General features: G+C 64.7%; 19 protein-coding genes. 13 read left to right on the top strand and 6 right to left on the bottom strand.

What is annotated here, in order from left to right:
• Nucleotides 1-10 precede the first annotated feature (10 nt).
• The 4 genes from CAG18_RS06015 to CAG18_RS06000 all read right to left on the bottom strand — a co-directional run bounded on the left by CAG18_RS06015 (nt 11) and on the right by CAG18_RS06000 (nt 2,062).
• Entirely contained in the window at nt 11-562 is a 552-nt protein-coding gene (locus CAG18_RS06015) for a hydrolase (protein ID WP_015270830.1), read from the bottom strand.
• A gap of 57 nt (nt 563-619) precedes the next feature.
• Nucleotides 620-1,339 (bottom strand): thioesterase II family protein, encoded by a 720-nt coding sequence (locus CAG18_RS06010; protein ID WP_015270831.1) that lies wholly within the window; start codon nt 1,337-1,339, stop codon nt 620-622.
• Nucleotides 1,336-1,557 carry an MbtH family protein gene (locus tag CAG18_RS06005; RefSeq protein ID WP_061304041.1) on the bottom strand — a complete coding sequence of 74 codons (222 nt, stop codon included), beginning with the start codon at nt 1,555-1,557 and terminating at the stop codon, nt 1,336-1,338. Before CAG18_RS06005 ends, CAG18_RS06010 begins: the two co-directional genes overlap by 4 nt.
• A 103-nt stretch (nt 1,558-1,660) precedes the next feature.
• A complete protein-coding gene (locus tag CAG18_RS06000; protein WP_015270832.1) occupies nt 1,661-2,062 on the bottom strand; it encodes a hypothetical protein in 402 nt (133 codons plus the stop codon).
• 240 nt (nt 2,063-2,302) lie between these two features.
• On the opposite strand from CAG18_RS06000, the gene purU reads away from it, so the two are divergent.
• From purU to CAG18_RS05970, 6 genes are read left to right on the top strand one after another with little or no spacing between them, the layout of a single operon-like run.
• Nucleotides 2,303-3,169: a formyltetrahydrofolate deformylase gene (gene purU, locus CAG18_RS05995; RefSeq protein ID WP_054572076.1), complete on the top strand. Its 867-nt coding sequence runs from the start codon at nt 2,303-2,305 to the stop codon at nt 3,167-3,169.
• Nucleotides 3,166-4,077, top strand: coding sequence for a bifunctional methylenetetrahydrofolate dehydrogenase/methenyltetrahydrofolate cyclohydrolase FolD (folD, locus tag CAG18_RS05990; protein ID WP_015270834.1), 912 nt, complete (start codon nt 3,166-3,168; stop codon nt 4,075-4,077). Before purU ends, folD begins: the two co-directional genes overlap by 4 nt.
• Nucleotides 4,059-5,300, top strand: coding sequence for an FAD-dependent oxidoreductase (locus CAG18_RS05985; protein WP_013973144.1), 1,242 nt, complete (start codon nt 4,059-4,061; stop codon nt 5,298-5,300). Before folD ends, CAG18_RS05985 begins: the two co-directional genes overlap by 19 nt.
• A 12-nt stretch (nt 5,301-5,312) precedes the next feature.
• Nucleotides 5,313-5,618, top strand: a complete 306-nt coding sequence (locus tag CAG18_RS05980) for a sarcosine oxidase subunit delta (RefSeq protein ID WP_013973145.1) — start codon at nt 5,313-5,315, stop codon at nt 5,616-5,618.
• Nucleotides 5,615-8,518 carry a 2Fe-2S iron-sulfur cluster-binding protein gene (locus CAG18_RS05975; RefSeq protein WP_015270837.1) on the top strand — a complete coding sequence of 968 codons (2,904 nt, stop codon included), beginning with the start codon at nt 5,615-5,617 and terminating at the stop codon, nt 8,516-8,518. The genes CAG18_RS05980 and CAG18_RS05975 overlap by 4 nt, the downstream gene beginning before the upstream one ends.
• A gap of 3 nt (nt 8,519-8,521) precedes the next feature.
• A complete protein-coding gene (locus tag CAG18_RS05970) occupies nt 8,522-9,127 on the top strand; it encodes a sarcosine oxidase (RefSeq protein WP_085720582.1) in 606 nt (201 codons plus the stop codon).
• Nucleotides 9,128-9,368: 241 nt separating this feature from the next.
• Here CAG18_RS05970 and CAG18_RS05965 read toward each other — a convergent pair whose 3' ends face one another.
• The gene (locus tag CAG18_RS05965) at nt 9,369-10,253 is read right to left on the bottom strand and encodes a LysR family transcriptional regulator (RefSeq protein WP_015270839.1); all 885 of its coding nucleotides are present in this window, start codon (nt 10,251-10,253) and stop codon (nt 9,369-9,371) included.
• A gap of 145 nt (nt 10,254-10,398) precedes the next feature.
• Here CAG18_RS05965 and CAG18_RS05960 point away from each other — a divergent pair, with 145 nt between their 5' ends.
• Complete coding sequence (locus CAG18_RS05960; RefSeq protein WP_085720581.1) at nt 10,399-11,418, top strand: alpha/beta hydrolase; 1,020 nt, start codon at nt 10,399-10,401, stop codon at nt 11,416-11,418.
• Nucleotides 11,419-11,472: 54 nt separating this feature from the next.
• Nucleotides 11,473-12,195, top strand: coding sequence for a pirin family protein (locus CAG18_RS05955; RefSeq protein WP_085720580.1), 723 nt, complete (start codon nt 11,473-11,475; stop codon nt 12,193-12,195).
• A 324-nt stretch (nt 12,196-12,519) separates the two neighbouring features.
• Here CAG18_RS05955 and CAG18_RS05950 read toward each other — a convergent pair whose 3' ends face one another.
• Complete coding sequence (locus CAG18_RS05950; RefSeq protein WP_085720578.1) at nt 12,520-12,816, bottom strand: DUF1330 domain-containing protein; 297 nt, start codon at nt 12,814-12,816, stop codon at nt 12,520-12,522.
• A gap of 78 nt (nt 12,817-12,894) precedes the next feature.
• On the opposite strand from CAG18_RS05950, the gene ribBA reads away from it, so the two are divergent.
• From ribBA to CAG18_RS05925, 5 genes are all read left to right on the top strand, one after another.
• Entirely contained in the window at nt 12,895-14,016 is a 1,122-nt protein-coding gene (ribBA, locus tag CAG18_RS05945; protein ID WP_085720577.1) for a bifunctional 3,4-dihydroxy-2-butanone-4-phosphate synthase/GTP cyclohydrolase II, read from the top strand.
• Between the two features lie 328 nt (nt 14,017-14,344).
• Nucleotides 14,345-15,370, top strand: coding sequence for an ABC transporter substrate-binding protein (locus CAG18_RS05940; protein WP_013973153.1), 1,026 nt, complete (start codon nt 14,345-14,347; stop codon nt 15,368-15,370).
• Nucleotides 15,367-16,284, top strand: a complete 918-nt coding sequence (locus tag CAG18_RS05935) for an ABC transporter permease (RefSeq protein ID WP_015270844.1) — start codon at nt 15,367-15,369, stop codon at nt 16,282-16,284. The genes CAG18_RS05940 and CAG18_RS05935 overlap by 4 nt, the downstream gene beginning before the upstream one ends.
• Nucleotides 16,285-16,290: 6 nt before the next feature.
• Nucleotides 16,291-17,100 carry an ABC transporter permease gene (locus CAG18_RS05930; RefSeq protein ID WP_015270845.1) on the top strand — a complete coding sequence of 270 codons (810 nt, stop codon included), beginning with the start codon at nt 16,291-16,293 and terminating at the stop codon, nt 17,098-17,100.
• Nucleotides 17,101-17,119: 19 nt separating this feature from the next.
• Nucleotides 17,120-18,268, top strand: coding sequence for an ABC transporter ATP-binding protein (locus CAG18_RS05925; protein WP_061304049.1), 1,149 nt, complete (start codon nt 17,120-17,122; stop codon nt 18,266-18,268).
• Nucleotides 18,269-18,367 lie beyond the last annotated feature (99 nt).

Below are 18,367 nucleotides of genomic sequence, written 5' to 3'. Positions count from 1 at the left end.
AACCGGCCGTTCAGGGCTGTTCACCGACCAGGTAGGTCTTGCTGATGTGCCGGAACAGCGGGTGGCTGGCACTGCCCATGAGCTCGAACAGAACCATTTCGCGGGTCACCACCTGCGCCCCCGCGGCCCGCATGCGCGCCAGCCCTGCGGCCTTGCTCGCCGGCGTACGGCTATCACAGGCATCCTCGACCACGAACACCTGCTTGCCCAGTGCCAGCAGGCCAAGCACGGTCTGCAACACACAGACGTGGGTTTCCATGCCACAGACAATCACTTGCTCGCGCGCCATCAGACTTGCTGGCAGGCACTCGGCGGCCACACAGGAAAAATGGCTTTTCTCCACCACCTCGGCGGCCGGCGCTGCGGCCAGCAGTTCGGCCAAGGTATGGCCCAGGCCCTTGGGGTACTGCTCGGAAATCACCGTCGGCAGTTCCAGCTCGTTCGTCGCTGCCAGCAGCCATCGGGCCCGCGCGCGGGTGCCTTCAGGGTCGCTCATCGCGCCGATGAGTTTTTCCTGGATGTCGACGACCAGCAGCGTGGCCTTGTGGGGATCGATCAGCATTGTCTGCCTCTTGCCTGGGAAAAGGCCTAGCCTCCCCCAGGCAAGCGGTGACGTCAATCAGGCGGACAGCCGAAGCGGTTGCAGCGACGCGGTGAGTGCAGCGAGCACCCGGTCTTCATGCTCATGGATGAAGAAGTGGCCGCCTGGGAACATCTGCAGCGAGAACGCCCCGAGGGTTTCCTTGCGCCAGGCCTGCAATTGCTCGTCACTGGCGCGGTCCTGCATGCCGCCCAACACGTACAGTGGGCACTGCAACGCCGGCCGCTGGCGGTAGGCGTAGGTACCACACAGCAGGAAGTCGGCGCGCAGGGTGGGCAAGGTCAGGCTCATCAGCTCGGCGTTGGCCAGCACTTCCTCGGGCGTGCCCTGAAGCTCGCGCAACTCGCCGATCAACTCGGCGTCGCTCTTGGGCTCGCGCCAGTTCTTGCCATCGTAGTCCTCGCGGCGGGTCGGCGCTGCGGTACCGCAGGCAAACAGGGCCAGTGGCGCCGGGCAGCCCAGCGCTTGCAGCTCATGGGCCAGCTCGAAGGCCAGCAAGGCGCCAAGGCTATGGCCGAGCAGCGCGTAGGGGGTGCTGGCCGCCAGGCGCTGTTCGGCAGCCAGTTGCCGGGCCAGGGCCTGCATGTCGGTGTGCAGTGGCTCGGCAATGCGCGCACCACGCCCGGGCAGTTCCACCGGGCGCACCTGCAGCCACGTCGGCAGCTTGCGCCGCCAGCGGCTGTAGACCATGGCGCTGGCCCCGGAATACGGCAGGCACAGCAGGTTCAATGCAGTCACTGGGCGGCGGCTTCGGCCATTTTCTGGCGCAGGCTCAGCGGGCGCATGTCGGTCCAGACTTCATCGATGTAGGCCAGGCAGTCCTTCTTCAGGCCGCTCTTGCCTACGGCACGCCAGCCGCTGGGGATGGCTTTGTAGTCGGGCCAGATCGAGTATTGCTCTTCGTGGTTGACCACTACCTGGAACTGGATATCGTCGCGGTCGAAAACGGAAGTCATTGCCTGTCTCCTTGAGTGATGGGTGCCGCTGCGCGCCTGGCGCAGGGGGGCTTTCAAGTAGACGTGGCGAGTGGCGAAAAAATTAGTGGGGCTGACGCGGTCTTCAGGTATCCCGCAACAGGTCGTGGGTATCGAGCAAGCGGAAGGCCACCTGCGGGTTGCGCTCCAGCCCACGGCGGATCGCCGCCGGGATCGACTGCCGGGTCTTGCGGCATAGGCCGGGCTGGTCGTCCAGTTCGATGACGATGCCGCGCATGGTTCGCACTTCGTTGAAACCGGGGGCAATGTGCACGCGAATGCCGAGGTTTTCATACATCCGCTGCTGCAGACGTTGCAGGTCTTCCAGGTCCTTGAGGTTTTCCAGGCGGTCGAGCAGGCGTTTCTCTTCCTGGCGGGTCAGCAGGAGGATGCGCTGAGCGGCCTGCGGGTGATCGACCAGGTGTTCGCGGCCGCAGTCGCAGGCGCCAGGGGGGCAAGGTTGGCGCAGAGGCGGTGTAGTGCTCATGGAGCAATCATAGCCTGTACCGGCCTATTCGCGGGTGAACCCGCTCCTACAGGTCCCGGCTAAAACTTTCCTGCCAGGCAAAAAAAATTCACAAAACTCTAGACCGTCACCCGCCTCTTCGCCTATAAATCGCCAAAAGGAAATTTATATTCCTACCAAGAAATATTTCTTCGCCTCCACGCGAAGCCTCTTTTGCCCTTGTGCCCGACCTGCCCCACTCCATCACGAGGCCTATCCGACATGCATCCCGCTCCCGATCACTTCATCCTGCGCGTCAGTTGCCCGGCCGTGTCCGGCATCGTCGCCGCGGTGACAACCTACCTGGCCGAGCACGGTTGCTACATCAGCGAGATGGCGCAGTTCGACGACGAGGACAACGGGCGCTTCTTCATGCGCGCGGTGTTCCGCTACAACACCGGTGTCACGGGTGACACACCGCAGCTGGAAGCCGGCTTTGCCGATGTCGCCCAGCGTTTCGACATGCAGTGGAGCCTGCACAGCAGTGCCCGGCCGATGCGCGTGCTGCTGATGGTGAGCAAGTTCGACCACTGTCTGTCCGACCTGCTGTACCGCCATGCCAAGGGCGAGCTGGACATGCAGATCACCGCCGTGGTCTCCAACCACCTGGACCTGCGCCCGATGGCCGAGCGCCAGGGCATCCGTTTCGTCTACCTGCCGGTCAGCAAGGACACCAAGGCCGAACAGGAAGCCGCGCTGCTGCGCATCGTCGAGGACACCGGCACCGAACTGGTGGTGCTGGCGCGCTACATGCAGATCCTCTCCGACGACCTGTGCCGCCAGCTGTCAGGCCGGGCGATCAACATCCACCATTCGTTCCTGCCCGGTTTCAAAGGCGCCAAGCCTTATCACCAGGCCTACCAGCGCGGGGTGAAGCTGATCGGTGCCACCGCCCACTACGTCACCAGCGACCTGGACGAAGGCCCGATCATCGAGCAGGAAGTGCAGCGCGTGGACCATGCCTACACACCGGATGACCTGGTGGCCATCGGCCGCGACACCGAGACCATCGCCCTGTCCCGCGCCGTGAAATACCACCTGGAGCATCGGGTGTTCCTGAACCACGACCGCACGGTGATCTTCAAATGAACGCCATTCCCAGTATCAAGCTGATCGACGGCAAGGCTACCGCGACGCGGGTGCTGGCCGAGGTACGCGAGCAGGTGCAGGAGCTGCGCCAGGGCGGCGTGCAACCGGGCCTGGCGGTGGTGCTGGTCGGCGCCGACGCTGCCAGCCAGGTGTACGTGCGCAACAAGGTGCTGCGTGCCGAAGAGGTGGGCATCCGCTCGCTGGAGCATCGCCTGCCCGCAGACACCAGCCAGGCCGAGCTGCTGACCCTGATCGACCGCCTCAACCGCGACACCGAGGTCAACGGCATCCTCGTGCAACTGCCGTTGCCGGCCCATATCGACGAACACCGCATTCTCCAGGCGATCAGCCCACTGAAGGATGTGGACGGCTTCCACAGCGAGAACGTCGGCGGCCTGGCCCAGGGCCGCGATGTGCTCACCCCGTGCACGCCCAGCGGCTGCATGCGCCTGCTGCGCGATGCCTGTGGCGAACTGCGTGGCAAGCATGCGGTGGTGGTCGGCCGCTCGAACATCGTCGGCAAGCCCATGGCCGCCCTGCTGCTGCAGGCCGACTGCACGGTGACCGTGGTGCATTCGCGCAGCCGCGACCTGCCGGCCTTGTGTCGCCAGGCAGACATCCTGGTGGCCGCAGTGGGCAAGCCACGGCTGATCGGTGCCGACTGGCTCAAGCCTGGCGCGGTGGTGATCGATGTCGGTATCAACCGCATCGACGAAGGCGGCCACAGCCGCCTGGTCGGCGATGTCGACTTCGCCGCCGCCCTGCCCCAGGTGGCCGGCATCACCCCGGTACCCGGCGGCGTCGGCCCGATGACCATCGCCTACCTGATGAAAAACACCCTGCTCGCCCTCGACCTGCAACAACAGGCCGCCCACCAGGAGCGCACCGCATGCCTTTCGCCCTGCTGAAATACGGCCTGAGCGCCGACTACCCGGTGGAGGTCGACCTGCCACCACCGTGCGAACTCAAGCCACGCTATGACGTGGTGATCATCGGCGGCGGCGGCCACGGGGTGGCCATCGCCTACTACCTGGCCAAGTACCATGGCATCACCAATGTCGCCGTGCTGGAGAAGGCCTACCTGGGCGGTGGCAATACTGCGCGCAACACAGCGGTGATCCGCTCCAACTACCTCACCAGTGAGGGTGTGCGCTTCTACGCAGAATCGGTGCGCATGTTCCAGAATCTGTCGAACGAGTTCGACTTCAACATCATGTATTCCGAGCGCGGTCAGCTCACCCTCGCGCACACCGACGCCACCGTGCGCGCCTTTCGCCAGCGCGCCGAGGTCAACAAGCACTTTGGCGGGCGCACTGAAATGATCGACCGCCAGCAGATCCGCGAGCTGGTGCCGAGCCTGAACCTCGACCCCGGTCACCTGCCGGTACTCGCCGGCCTTTGGCACATCGATGGTGCCACCGCCCGCCACGACGCGGTGGCCTGGGGCTACGCCAAGCAGGCTGCCAAGCGCGGCGTCGAGATCCACCAGCTGACCGAAGTGCAGGACCTGCTGATCCGAAATGGCCGCATCGAGGCGGTGAAGACCAACCGTGGCACCGTGCAGTGCGGTTGCGTGGTACAGGCCGTGGCCGGGGCCAGTTCGCTGCTGATGGCCAAGGCCGGCATTCGTGCGCCGATCCACACCTACCCGCTGCAGGCCATGGTCACCCAGCCGTTCAAGCCGTTTCTCGATCCGCTGGTCAGCTCCTCGGCGCTGCACTGCTACGTGCAGCAGACCAGCCGCGGCGAGATCGTCTTTGGCGGCGGCTCCGACCCCTACCCGCTGTACAACACCCGCTCCACCCTCGACCTCAAGGAGAGCCTGCTGGCACACGCCATCGAGATGTTCCCGTTCATGGCCAACGCCAAGCTGATGCGCCAGTGGGCCGGGATCACCGACATGACCCCGGACTACAGCCCGATCATGGGCCTGTCGCCGGTGCACAACTATTACCTGGACGCCGGCTGGGGCACCTGGGGTTTCAAGGCCACGCCGATCTGCGGCAAGACCATGGCCGAGCTGGTCGCCAGTGGCGGCAAGGTGCCGGAACTGATCGCACCCTTTGCCCTGGAGCGCTTCAGCCGCTTCCAGCAAGTCAACGAAATGGGCGCCACCGCGGCCAGCCACTAAGGAGCGACGACGATGAAGATCCTGACCTGCCCCTTGAACGGCCCGCGCAATATCAGCGAGTTCACCTACGGCGGCGAATTCAGGCACATGCCCGACCCGGCCAGCTGCAGCGATGCGCAATGGGCCGACTATGTGTTCAACAGCGACAACCTGGCCGGGGTGGTGACCGAGTGGTGGCTGCACAATGCCTCCAGCTACTGGTTCCTGGCCGAACGCCACACGGTGAGCGACCAGGTGCTGCGCACCTTTGACCCGAAAGAACTGTTCGACCGCCGCGTCGACTTCACCCCCGCCGCCACCCCGGAGATTGCCGGATGAACAGCCACACTCGCCTCCCCGCGCCCATGGGCCTGCTGATCGACCGCGAGCAGCCCCTGCACTTCCAGTTCGACGGCCAGGCCTGCCAGGGCTTTGCCGGTGACAGCATCGCCAGCGCCCTGCTCGGCAGTGGCCGCTGGCTGCTGTCGCGCTCGTTCAAGTACCACCGCCCGCGCGGCCCGCTGAGCATGGCCGGGCAGGATGCCAACACCCTGGTGCAGCTGCCGGACGAGCCCAATGTGCTGGCCGACCTGGAAGCCGCCCGCGATGGCCAGGTAGTCGAAGGGCAGAACTTCAACGGTAGCCTGACGCATGATCGCGACGCCTACCTGGGCAAGTTTTCGCGCTTCATGCCGGTGGGCTTCTATTACCGCTCCTTTTACAAGCCCAAGGGCATGTGGAAGGTGTGGGAGCCGCTGATCCGCAAGAAGGCCGGCCTGGGCGTGCTCGACCTAGGCTTCAGGCCGCAGTACTACGACAAGGCCTATCTGTTCGTCGATCTGGCCGTCATCGGCGCTGGCCCGGCTGGCCTGCGTGCGGCACTGGACGCGGCCAATGCCGGGGCCAAGGTGTTGCTGATCGAGCAACAGCCGGTACTTGGCGGCTCGCTCACCTACGCCCGCTTCGACATTGCAGGCACCCGCGCTACCAGCCTGCGCCAGGAACTGCTGGCTGCCGTCGAGGGCCACCCGAACATCCAGGTGCTGCTGGACGCCACCTGCAACGGCTGGTTCACCGACAACTACCTGCCGGTGATCCAGCACAAGCGCCTGTACAAGGTGCGCGCCAGCCGCTGCCTGGTGGCGGCCGGTTCGTTCGACCAGCCAGTTGTGTTCCGCAACAACGACCTGCCGGGGGTCATGCTGACCAGCGCCGTGCAGCGGCTGATGAAGCTGTACGCGGTAAAACCCGGCCAGCGCGCGGTAATCCTCACCGGCCACGATGACGGCTACCTGGCCGCCCTCGACCTGCAGGACCAAGGCGTGGCCGTGGCCGCGGTGGTCGACATGCGCGCTGCGCCAGCCGATGCCGCACTGGCCGCAGAACTGAAGCGCCGCGATATACCCGTGCACCTGGGCAGCACCGTGTACGAAGCCCTGCACGAAGCGGGCATGCGCCACGTGAGTGGCGTGGATATTCGCCCGATCACCGGCCAGGGCAAGGTCGGCCCGCATGGCCTGCGCCTGGCCTGCGACCTGCTGTGCATGTCGGCAGGCTACATGCCGGTGTACCAGTTGCCGTGCCAGGCTGGCGGCAAGCTGGCCTACGACGTCAACCGCGACGAGTTCGCCATCAGCAACCTGCCGGCCGGGCTGGACATCGCCGGCTCGGTGAACGGCCGTCACGCACTGGGCAATGTGCTGGCCGACGCCACTCGCGGGGCTGCCGATGCGCTGGCAGCGCTGGGCCTGGAAGCGCCGGTGCAGCCCGTGTTCAGTGCCGAAGCCAAGGTCAACTTCCCCTGGCCGATCTTCCCCCACCCCAAGGGCAAGGATTTCGTCGACTTCGACGAAGACCTGCAAGTGCGCGACATCGTCAACGCCACGCGCAGCGGCTACCGCGATGTGCAACTGGTCAAGCGCTTCTCCACGGTCGGCATGGGCCCGTCCCAGGGCCGCCACTCGGCGCTGCCGACCGCCCGCCTGGTGGCCCACGCCACCGGGCGCAGCATCAGCGAAACCGGGGTGACCACCGCCCGGCCACCGTTCCAGGCGGAAAAACTGGCCCACGTCGCCGGCCGCGCCTTCGACCCGTACCGGCAAACGCCCATGCACCGCCGCCACCTGGAAGCCGGGGCGAAGATGATGCCGGCCGGCATCTGGCAGCGCCCGGCCTATTATGGCAAGCCCGAGGACCGCGAACGCTGCATGCAGGAGGAAGCCCGCCATGTGCGCGAGAAGGTCGGCCTGATCGACGTTTCCACCCTCGGTGGCCTGGATGTGCGCGGCCCCGACGCCGCCGAACTGCTGGAGCGCCTTTACACCTTCGGCTTCGCCAAGCTGGCCATCGGCCGCACCCGCTACGCGCTGATGACCAACGAGCATGGCGTGGTGATCGATGACGGCGTGTGCGCCCGGCTGGGCGAGCAGCACTTCTACGTTACCGCCACCACCAGCGGTGTCGACCGCATCTACCAGCAGATGCTGAAGTGGAATGCGCAATGGCGCCTGGATGTGGACGTCACCAACGTCACCGCCGCCCTGGCCGCGGTCAACCTGGCCGGGCCGCTGTCACGCCAGGTGCTGGCCAAGGTGTGTGACGATGTGGACCTGTCGGCCGAGGCCTTCCCTTATCTCGGCGTACGCCAGGGCACAGTGGCCGGCATTGCCGCGCGCATCCTGCGGGTGGGCTTTGTGGGTGAACTGGGCTACGAAGTGCACGTGCCGGCGCGCCACGCCGAGCGCCTGTGGGATACCTTGATGCAGGCCGGCGCGGGGTTGGGCATTCGCCCGTTCGGCGTCGAGACCCAACGCCTGCTGCGCCTGGAAAAGGGCCACGTGATCATCAGCCAGGACACCGACGGCATGACCCACCCGGCGGAGATCGACATGCAGTGGGCCATCGGCCGCAAGAAGCCATTCTTCGTCGGCAAACGCTCGATCGAGATCCTCGAAGCGCAGCCGCTCAAGCGCAAACTGGTCGGCTTCACCCTGCCCAAGGGCAGCCCGCAGCCGCTGGAGGGGCATCTGGTGCTGGACGGGGCGGACATCAGCGGCAACGTCACATCCTGCGAATACTCGCAAACCCTGGGGCAGATCATCGGCCTGGCTTACGCCGGTGCCCATCAGGCCACGCCTGGCATGCACATCCCGATCCGCGTGGAGGGCGGTGTGATGGTCAATGCCAAGGTGGTGCCACTGCCGTTTCACGATCCCGACAACCTGCGCCAGGAGCTCTGAGCCATGACCAGTTTGCAAGCCAAAGCTTTTATTTCACCCGGCCCGCGGGCCGAACTGCTGCATACCTGCGCGTTGACTGACCTGACCGATCTGGCACGGGTCGGGTTTCGTGGGGGCGACAGTGCCGCTTGCCTGCAGGTGCGTGGCTACCGCTTGCCGTCGCTACCCAACCAGGCCGTGCGCCAGGAAGACGGTGGCTGGGTAGCGCGCTTGTCGCAGACCGAGTACCTGCTGCTGGGCAGCCTGGCCGACGGCGGTGCACGGGTGGCTGCCGAAGAGGCTGGGTGGGTGCAGGATGCTCGGCGCAACTACCTGCTGCCGCGCCAGGATAGCCATGCCTGGCTGCAGCTGTCGGGGGTGCATTGCAGCGCGGTGATGGCCAAGTTGTGCGGGGTGGACTTGCGCGCCCGGGCGTTTCCCGTTGGGGCGGTGGCGCAGACCTCGGCGGCGCGGATCAACGTGATCGTGCTGAATGTGGGGAGCGATGAGAGGCCGGCGCTGCAGTTGCTGTTTGATCGGGCATCGCTGGCGTATTTCCGTGAAGCGGTGCTGGATGCCATGGATGAGTTCGATGGTGGGTGGGTCGGGGTAGATGAACTGATGCGTTGACCTGCACCGGCCTCTTCGCGGGTAAACCCGCTCTCATAGAACAACACATGACTCATTGGTTCGGCGAGGTCCTGTAGGAGCAGCCTTGTGCTGCGAAGAGGCCGGGGCTGACAAAGCCTGTCTATTGGCTGTACCGGCCTCTTCGCAGCACAAGGCTGCTCCTACAAAGGACGCGTCAGACGAGCGATATTGGTTCTCTGCGCGACAGCGCAGCCCAAAGGGCTGGGCAATCTCCCGAAGGTCAGAGCTGCACCAACCGCTCACGCAGGAAGTTCACAAAACCCTGCACCGGCCGCGCCACCTGTCGGTGCTGCGGGTACACCGCCGACAGCTGCAGCGCCGGAGGCCGCCACTCATCCAGCACCGTCACCAGCCGCCCATCCGCCAGTGCCTGGCCCACGATGAAGGTTGGCAGATAAGTTACGCCCATCCCGGCTATCGCGGCATCCCTGAGCAGCTCGCCATTGTTCGCCCGCATCCGCCCGGCCACCTGGATCGCCTGGGTCTTGCCTCCTTGGCCGAACTGCCACTGCACCTGCCGCGAATGCCCATATGGCAGGCAATCATGCCCAGCCAACTGCTCCGGCCTGGCCGGCACGCCCCGCGCTTCCAGGTACGCCGGGCTAGCGCAATACACCCGCTCGACACTGGCAATGCGCCGCGCAATCAGGCTGGAATCCTCCAGCGCACCAATCCGTAGCGCCAGGTCATAGCCCTCGCCGATCAGGTCCACTGCGCGGTCGCTCAAATCCACCTCCACATCCACCTGCGGGTGCAACTGCAGGAACTCGGTCAGCAGGCACCCCAGGTGCGCCATGGCGAACGACAGCGGCGCACTCAGACGCAAGGTGCCACGCAAGGCCTGGGCCTGGCCGCTGATGTCGTGCTCCACCTGCTGCACTTCGCCGAGCAGGCGCAGCGCCGACTGGTAGTAGTGCTGGCCCAGCGGCGTGGCATCCAGGCGCCGCGTGGAGCGGTTGAGCAGGCGCACGCCCAGGCGCTCCTCAAGCTGCATCAGGCGCCGGCTGACCGATTGTTTGGACATTCCCAGGCGGTCGGCAGCCGCAGTGAAACTGCCAGCTTCCATGACCTGGGCAAAGATCCGCATGTCTTCGTAAGGGTTCATTGTCTCGCTCTTGGTGACAGTCAAACGCTTTATAGCGGCTTTTTCCCATCAACGCATCTCCCTAATCTACGCACAAGTCGCAGCGATGGCCCTGAAGGCCAGGCAAGACGCCCACTACCAACATTCAACAGAAAAGGATTCGCTCATGAACATTGTCCACAAAACCCTTACCGCTTCCCTTCTGGCCCTGTCCGTTTCCAGCGCCTTCGCCGCTGGCAGCCCGGGTATCGAACAGCACACCCAGGCCTTCCTCGAAGCCCTGGAACAAGGCGGCGGCAAGCCACTGGAGCAGCTCAGCCCGAAAGACGCCCGCGCGGTGCTGACCGGTGCCCAGGCCTCGGTCAAGGTCGATCTCTCGGGTATCGAGGTGAAGGAACGCGCCATCCAGGCCAACGGCGAGTCGATCAAACTGCAAGTGGTGCGCCCGGCCAACGTGAAGGGTGACCTGCCGGTGTTCATGTTCTTCCACGGTGGCGGCTGGGTGCTCGGCGATTTCCCGACCCACCAGCGGCTGATCCGCGACCTGGTGGTTGGCTCTGGCGCAGTGGCGGTCTACGTCGACTACACCCCGTCGCCGGAAGCGCACTATCCGACGGCGATCAACCAGGCTTACGCCGCCACCCGCTGGGTGGCCGAGCACGGCAAGGAAATTGGCGTGGACGGCAAGCGCCTGGCCGTGGCCGGCAACAGCGTCGGCGGCAACATGGCGGCAGCAGTGGCCTTGAAAGCCAAAGAGGCCGGTACCCCGGCCCTGCGCTTCCAACTGCTGCTGTGGCCGGTGACCGATGCCAGCTTCGAGACTGCGTCGTACAAGCAGTTTGCCGAGGGGCACTTCCTTACCACCGGGATGATGAAATGGTTCTGGAACAACTACACCACCGACGCCAAGGCCCGGGAACAGATCTACGCCTCGCCGCTGCGGGCCAGCAGTGAACAGCTCAAGGGCCTGCCGCCGGCACTGGTGCAGACGGCCGAGTTCGACGTGCTGCGCGATGAAGGTGAGGCTTATGCTCGCAAGCTGAATGCCGCTGGCGTGACTGTGACCTCAGTGCGGTACAACGGCATGATCCATGACTACGGGCTGCTCAACCCGCTGCATCAGGTGCCGGCCGTGCAAGCGGCCATGCGCCAGGCCGCCGGTGAGCTGAAAGTGCACCTGCAGTAACCTTATCCACGCATGCGGCAGGGCCTGGTGCCCTGCCGGTTCAGGAGGTCCGTCATGCTCACCGTTCGCAACGCCAAAGACCGCGGCCTGGCCTTTCATGGCTGGCTCAAATCGTTCCACACCTTCTCCTTCGGCCACTACCGCAACCCGGGCGAGCAAGGGTTCTCGGACCTGCTGGTGATCAACGACGACCGCGTCATCCCCGGCAAGGGCTTTGGCCAGCACCCGCACCGCGACATGGAGATTTTCTCCTACGTGCTGGAAGGCGCGCTGGAGCACAAGGACACGCTGGGCACCGGCTCGGTGATCCGCCCGGGCGATGTGCAGCTGATGAGCGCTGGCCACGGCGTGGCCCACAGCGAGGTCAACCACAGCCAGGTGCAGCCGGTGCACTTCCTGCAGATCTGGATCGTACCGAACATGCAGGGGGCAACGCCGCGTTACCAGCAACAGCATTTCAGTGCCGAGGAAAAGCGCGGCAAGCTGCGCCTGATCATCTCGCCGGATGGCGCCGAGGGGTCATTGCAGGTAAGGCAGAATGCGCGGGTGTATGCCGGCCTGTTCGACGGTGACGAGCGTGCCACCCTGAACTTGCCGGAAAACCGCCATGCCTACGTGCATGTGGCCCGGGGCAGCATCGAGCTCAATGGGCAAGTGCTGAATGAAGGGGATGGGGTGCGAGTGAGGCAGGAACAGGTGCTTGAGCTGGGCAACGGGGTGGATGCCGAGGTGCTGGTGTTCGACCTGCGGCCGCATGAATTGCCGGGCATGCCTTGAGTTTCTGCTTCGACAGTAATGGCCCTATCGCCGGCAAGCCAGCTCCCACAGGTACTGCACAGGTCTTCAAGGCAGTGTTTAACCTGTGGGAGATTACCCAGCCCTTTTGAGCTGCGCTGTCGCGCAGAGAACAAATATCGCTCGTCTGACGCGGCCTTTGTAGGAGCAGCCTTGTGCTGCGAAGAGGCCGGTACAAGCAACAGACAGGCTTTGTCAGTACCGGCCTCTTCGCAGCACAAGGCTGCTCCTACAGAACCTCGCCGAACCATTGAGTCATGTGTTGTTCTATGGGCGCTGGCTTGCCGGCGATAGGGCCATCAGCCATCACTCAGGGCTCAACCCTTCGACGATGATCACCTCAGCCTTCGCCACCCCCTGGCGATGGCTGCAAGCCTCCTGGTACAGCCCGGACCGGTAACACGCCAGCGCCTGCTCGTACGAATCGAACTCGATCACCACGCTACGCTGAGGGGTAGGCCGCCCTTCCATTGCCTCGCTACGCCCGCCACGGGCCAGGAAACGGCCGCCGAATGCCTTGAAGGCAGCCGGGGCGCGCTGGGTGTACTGCTGGTATTGCTCGGGGTCGTTCACGTCCACATGGGCGATCCAATAGGCCTTCATGCGCTGCTCTCCTGTTACGGCAATATTTGTGTATGATGGTATACCATAATAATCATCCCACCACAGTGAGCGTGCAACATGGCTTTCAACACCATCGAAGAACTTCTCGAGGACTACCGGCAAGGCAAGATGGTCCTGCTGGTGGATGACGAGGACCGGGAAAACGAAGGCGATCTGCTGATCGCCGCCGAGCGTTGCGACGCCCAGGCCATCAACTTCATGGCCCGTGAAGCGCGCGGGCTGATCTGCCTGACGCTGACCGACGATCACTGCCAACGTCTGGGCCTGGAGCAGATGGTGCCGGCCAACGGCAGCGTTTTCAGCACCGCCTTCACCGTGTCGATCGAGGCTGCCACGGGCGTTACCACCGGTATTTCCGCTGCTGATCGGGCACGTACGGTGGCAGCGGCGATGGCCCCCAACGCCCGCCCGGAAGACCTGGTGCAACCCGGCCACATTTTCCCCCTGCGCGCCCGCGAAGGCGGTGTACTGACGCGCGCCGGCCACACCGAAGCCGGCTGCGACCTGGCGCGCCTGGCCGGGTTCACCCCGGCGTCGGTTATCGTCGAAGTACTCAACGATGACGGCACCATGGCCCGCCGCCCGGACCTGGAGGTGTTCGCTGCCCGGCACGGCATCAAGATCGGCACCATCGCCGACCTCATCCACTACCGCCTGAGCACCGAGCAGACCATCAAGCGCATCGGCGAACGCGAACTGCCGACCGTGCATGGCACCTTCCGCCTGGTCACCTACGAAGACCGCATCGAAGGTGGCGTACACATGGCCATGGTCATGGGCGATATCCGCCGCGAGCAGCCGACCCTGGTGCGAGTGCACGTGATCGACCCGCTGCGCGACCTGGTCGGCGCCGAATATGCCGGCCCCGCCAACTGGACGCTTTGGGCGGCGCTGCAGAAAGTGGCCGAGGAAGGCGCCGGCGTGGTGGTGATCCTGGCCAACCATGAGTCCTCGCAGGCGCTGCTGGAACGCGTGCCGCAGCTGACCCAGCCGGTGCGGCCTTACCAGCGTGGGCAATCGAAGGTGTACTCGGAGGTGGGTACAGGCGCGCAGATTCTGCAGGACCTGGGCGTGGGCAAGCTGCGCCACCTGGGCCCGCCGCTGAAATACGCGGGGCTGGCGGGGTATGAGCTGGAGGTCGTGCAAAGCATCCCCTTCGAGCCGGACATGGTCGGCTAAAACACCGAAGCAACTGACTTGGCAGGGCCCTGTGGGAGCGGGTTCACCCGCGAATGCGATGGTGAAGCCACCAACGCATTCGCGGGTGAACCCGCTCCCACAGGCCCGCGCTGTTTCTGAAAGGGGCGGAGTGATGGCCGGTAGCCTCATACCTCTTGCCAAAAGTTTGGAATACCATAATATGATATCCCGTAGACCTTGAATCTGCAGGCCGGCACCTACAATCAAAAACGGCCAAAAAACACTTTGTTTTAGCTGCTCCCCGAACACTGTTGGCGGGCGCACCACAAGCCCCGCCTCGAATAACAAAAGCAACGAGGGCGTAACCATGCTGTTGAGCAAACGTGTAACCGCAGTGCTGTCCGCCAGCCTGCTGACCCTGGCATGTCAGGCTGCCCAGGCCGCCGACAGCCTGAACTTCGTCAGCTGGGGCGGTACCACCCAGGACGCCCAGAAAGAAGCGTGGGCCGTACCTTTCACCAAAGCCACCGACATCAAAGTCGTCCAGGACGGCCCCACCGACTATGGCAAGCTCAAGGCCATGGTCGAGAGCGGCAACGTGCAGTGGGACGTGGTCGACGTCGAAGCCGACTTCGCCCTGCGTGCCGCCAGCGAAGGCCTGCTAGAACCCCTCGATTTCACCCAAATCAAGCGCGACAAGATCGACCCGCGCTTCGTCTCCGACCATGGCGTCGGCTCGTTCTTCTTCTCCTTCGTGCTCGGCTACAACGAAGGCAAGCTCGGTGCCAACAAACCGGTGGACTGGACCGCCCTGTTCGATACCAAGACCTACCCTGGCAAGCGCGCCCTGTACAAATGGCCCAGCCCAGGCGTACTGGAACTGGCCCTGCTGGCCGACGGCGTAGCCCCCGACAAGCTGTACCCGCTGGACCTGGACCGCGCCTTCAAGAAGCTCGACACCATCAAGAAAGACATCGTCTGGTGGGGCGGTGGCGCCCAGTCGCAGCAACTGCTGGCCTCGGGTGAAGCCTCGCTCGGCCAGTTCTGGAACGGCCGCGTCTATGCCCTGCAGCAAGACGGTGCACCGGTGGGCGTGAGCTGGAAGCAGAACCTGGTCATGGCCGACTTCCTGGTCATCCCCAAAGGTGCCAAGAACAAGGACGCGGCCATGAAGTTCCTGGCCAACGCCAGCAGCGCCGAAGGCCAGGCCGAGTTCGCCAACAAGACCGCCTACGCGCCGGTGAACGTCGACAGCGTGGCCAAGCTGGACAAAGACCTTGCGCAGAACCTGCCGACCGCCTACGCCCAGGACCAGGTCACCCTCGACTTCGCCTACTGGGCCAAGAACGGCCAGGCCATCGCAGCCCGCTGGAATGAGTGGTTGGTCAAATGAAAGTCGCCATCAACGCCCTGCATAACGCGCAAGGTGCCCCCACGGGCACCGGCGCCCCGGGAACGGCCCCCCGCCGCGTCAGCCTGAGCCAGCGCTGGAAAGGCAGCCGCAATCTGCTGCCGGCGCTACTGTTCCTTGGCCTGTTCTTCTTCGCCCCGCTCGCCGGCCTGTTGCTGCGCGGTGTGCTGGAGCCGACGCCGGGCCTGGGCAACTACGAGCAGCTGTTCGCCAACTCGGCCTATGCGCGGGTGCTTTTCAACACCTTCTCGGTGGCCGGCGTGGTCACCCTGATCAGCGTGCTGCTGGGCTTCCCGCTGGCCTGGGCAATTACCCTGGTGCCCAAGGGCTGGGGCCGCTGGTTGCTGAACATCGTGCTGCTGTCGATGTGGACCAGCCTGCTGGCGCGCACCTACTCGTGGCTGGTGCTGCTGCAGAGCTCGGGGGTGATCAACAAGGCGTTGATGGCCATGGGTATCATCGATGCCCCGCTGGAAATGGTGCACAACCTGACCGGCGTGGTGATCGGCATGAGCTACATCATGATCCCGTTCATCGTGCTGCCGCTGCAGGCGACCATGCACGCCATCGACCCGATGGTGCTGCAGGCCGGCTCGATCTGTGGCGCCAGCCCGTGGACCAATTTCTGGAAAGTGTTCCTGCCGCTGTGCCGCTCGGGGCTGTTCTCCGGGGCACTGATGGTGTTCGTGATGTCGCTCGGTTACTACGTCACCCCGGCCCTGCTGGGCGGTGCACAGAACATGATGCTGCCCGAGTTCATCATCCAGCAGGTGCAGTCGTTCCTCAACTGGGGCCTGGCCAGCGCCGCCGCCGCACTGCTGGTGGTGATCACCCTGGTGCTCTTCTACCTGTACCTGAAGCTGCAGCCGGAATCCCCGGTTGGCAACGCGAGGTAAACCGCCATGCTCCTGTCTCCCAATGCCATGGGCCGCCCGCTGCGTACGGGCCTGTACCTGACCACCGGGGTCATCGCGGCCTTCCTGCTGCTGCCGGTGGTGTTCATCGTGTTGCTGTCGTTCGGCTCGTCGCAGTGGCTGGTGTTCCCGCCACCGGGCTGGACCTTCAAGTGGTACGGCCAGTTCTTCTCCAACCCGGAGTGGATGGACGCCGCGCTGGCCAGCCTGAAGGTGGCCGTGCTGACCACCATCGCCGCCGTGCTGCTCGGCCTGCCCACCGCGTTTGCCCTGGTGCGCGGCCGCTTCCCGGGCCGCGAGCTGCTGTACGGGCTGTTCACCATGCCGATGATCGTGCCACTGGTGATCATTGCCGTGGCGGTGTACGCGCTGTTCCTCAAGCTCGGCTACACCGGCACGCTGTTCGCCTTCGTGGTCAGCCACGTGATCGTCGCCCTGCCCTTCACCATTATCTCGATCATCAATTCGCTGAAGCTGTTCGACCAGTCCATCGAGGATGCTGCGGTGATCTGCGGCGCCTCGCGCCTGCAGGCGATCTTCAAGGTGACCTTCCCGGCGATTCGCCCGGGGATGATCGCCGGCGGCCTGTTCGCCTTCCTGGTGTCGTGGGATGAAGTGGTGCTGAGCGTGATGATGGCCAGCCCCGACCTGCAGACCTTGCCGGTGAAGATGTGGACCACCCTGCGCCAGGACCTCAGCCCGGTCATCGCCGTGGCCTCGACCCTGCTGATCGGCCTGTCGCTGCTTGTCATGTTCATTGCCGCCGCCTTGCGCCGGCGCACCGAAGCCAACGCCTGAGCGCGCGGAGAAAACAACAATGAGTGCAGTGATCAAAGACAACGCGCACGGCAAGACCCTGGTCAGCCTGCGCGGCCTGAACAAGCACTACGGCGACTTCACCGCCGTGGACAACCTCGACCTGGAAATCCAGGACGGCGAGTTCCTGACCTTCCTCGGTTCCAGCGGCTCGGGCAAGTCCACCACCCTGTCGATGCTGGCAGGCTTCGAAACGCCGAGCAGCGGCGAGATCCTGGTCGATGGCCAGTCACTGGTCAACGTGCCGCCGCACAAGCGTGACATCGGCATGGTGTTCCAGCGCTATTCGCTGTTCCCGCACCTGAACGTGCGCGACAACATCGGCTTTCCGCTGGCCATTCGCAAGCTTAGTGCCAGCGAAACCAGCAAGCGCGTCGATGCCATGCTCAAGCTGGTGCAGCTGGAGAAGTTCGCCCACCGCAAGCCGTCGCAGATGTCCGGTGGCCAGCAGCAGCGCGTGGCTATCGCCCGGGCGCTGGTGTACGAACCGCGCATCCTGCTGATGGACGAACCGCTCGGCGCGCTGGACAAGAAGCTGCGCGAAGACCTGCAGGACGAACTGCGCCAGTTGCACCGGCGCCTGGGCATCACCATCGTCTACGTCACCCACGACCAGGAAGAAGCCATGCGCCTGTCCCAGCGCATCGCCATCTTCAGCCATGGCAAGATCGTCGGCCTGGGCACCGGTTACGACCTGTACCAGAACCCGCCGAATGCCTTCGTCGCCTCGTTCCTGGGCAACTCCAACTTCCTGCGGATCAAGGCCAGCAGCAATGGCGCGGGCAGCTTCGAGGGCCAGCCGGTGGCCATCCGCCTGACCCCGGGCCTGGCCGCCTCGCAGGATGCACTGATCATGGTGCGCCCGGAAAAGGCCCTGGCCCTGACCGCCGAACAGGCCGCGCGCGAGCCGCTGCCGGCGGGGTGGAACCAGGTCAGCGCCAAGGTTGGCGAAGTGCTGTTCCTGGGCGAGAGCCAGACCTGCCATGTGGTGACAGCGGGCGGTACAGAGCTGACGGTAAAGGCGTTGTCGGCGGCGGGCATGCCGATGCAGCCGGGGGATACCGTGAAGGTGCGCTGGGCGGTGGCGGATGCGTGCATCTATACCGAGTGGGCAGAAAGTGACCTGAGCAAGTCTGCCGGGGCGCATTGATACCGCTGGGGCCGCTTTGCGGCCCTTTCGCCGGCAAGCCAGCTCCCACAGGTACAGCGCAGATTTCAGGATTGGCACGGCCCCTGTGGGAGCTGGCTT

It is taken from the genome of Pseudomonas sp. B22(2017) (genome assembly GCF_002113105.1).
Classification (GTDB): domain Bacteria; phylum Pseudomonadota; class Gammaproteobacteria; order Pseudomonadales; family Pseudomonadaceae; genus Aquipseudomonas; species Aquipseudomonas asiatica.
Note: the sequence above shows the minus strand (reverse complement) of the source record. Positions and strands in the feature narration are given on the sequence as shown.

What these genes read in the sequence shown, in the direction of transcription:
- CAG18_RS05935 (WP_015270844.1), top strand. Translation starts at nt 15,367, where the DNA reads ATGAAAGTCGCCATCAACGCCCTGCATAACGCGCAAGGTGCCCCCACG.
- CAG18_RS05925 (WP_061304049.1), top strand. Translation starts at nt 17,120, where the DNA reads ATGAGTGCAGTGATCAAAGACAACGCGCACGGCAAGACCCTGGTCAGC.
- CAG18_RS05965 (WP_015270839.1), bottom strand. Translation starts at nt 10,253, where the DNA reads ATGAACCCTTACGAAGACATGCGGATCTTTGCCCAGGTCATGGAAGCT.
- CAG18_RS06015 (WP_015270830.1), bottom strand. Translation starts at nt 562, where the DNA reads ATGCTGATCGATCCCCACAAGGCCACGCTGCTGGTCGTCGACATCCAG.
- CAG18_RS05940 (WP_013973153.1), top strand. Translation starts at nt 14,345, where the DNA reads ATGCTGTTGAGCAAACGTGTAACCGCAGTGCTGTCCGCCAGCCTGCTG.
- ribBA (WP_085720577.1), top strand. Translation starts at nt 12,895, where the DNA reads ATGGCTTTCAACACCATCGAAGAACTTCTCGAGGACTACCGGCAAGGC.
- CAG18_RS06005 (WP_061304041.1), bottom strand. Translation starts at nt 1,557, where the DNA reads ATGACTTCCGTTTTCGACCGCGACGATATCCAGTTCCAGGTAGTGGTC.
- CAG18_RS05955 (WP_085720580.1), top strand. Translation starts at nt 11,473, where the DNA reads ATGCTCACCGTTCGCAACGCCAAAGACCGCGGCCTGGCCTTTCATGGC.
- CAG18_RS05980 (WP_013973145.1), top strand. Translation starts at nt 5,313, where the DNA reads ATGAAGATCCTGACCTGCCCCTTGAACGGCCCGCGCAATATCAGCGAG.
- CAG18_RS05930 (WP_015270845.1), top strand. Translation starts at nt 16,291, where the DNA reads ATGCTCCTGTCTCCCAATGCCATGGGCCGCCCGCTGCGTACGGGCCTG.
- CAG18_RS05960 (WP_085720581.1), top strand. Translation starts at nt 10,399, where the DNA reads ATGAACATTGTCCACAAAACCCTTACCGCTTCCCTTCTGGCCCTGTCC.
- purU (WP_054572076.1), top strand. Translation starts at nt 2,303, where the DNA reads ATGCATCCCGCTCCCGATCACTTCATCCTGCGCGTCAGTTGCCCGGCC.
- CAG18_RS05950 (WP_085720578.1), bottom strand. Translation starts at nt 12,816, where the DNA reads ATGAAGGCCTATTGGATCGCCCATGTGGACGTGAACGACCCCGAGCAA.
- folD (WP_015270834.1), top strand. Translation starts at nt 3,166, where the DNA reads ATGAACGCCATTCCCAGTATCAAGCTGATCGACGGCAAGGCTACCGCG.
- CAG18_RS06000 (WP_015270832.1), bottom strand. Translation starts at nt 2,062, where the DNA reads ATGAGCACTACACCGCCTCTGCGCCAACCTTGCCCCCCTGGCGCCTGC.
- CAG18_RS05975 (WP_015270837.1), top strand. Translation starts at nt 5,615, where the DNA reads ATGAACAGCCACACTCGCCTCCCCGCGCCCATGGGCCTGCTGATCGAC.
- CAG18_RS05970 (WP_085720582.1), top strand. Translation starts at nt 8,522, where the DNA reads ATGACCAGTTTGCAAGCCAAAGCTTTTATTTCACCCGGCCCGCGGGCC.
- CAG18_RS05985 (WP_013973144.1), top strand. Translation starts at nt 4,059, where the DNA reads ATGCCTTTCGCCCTGCTGAAATACGGCCTGAGCGCCGACTACCCGGTG.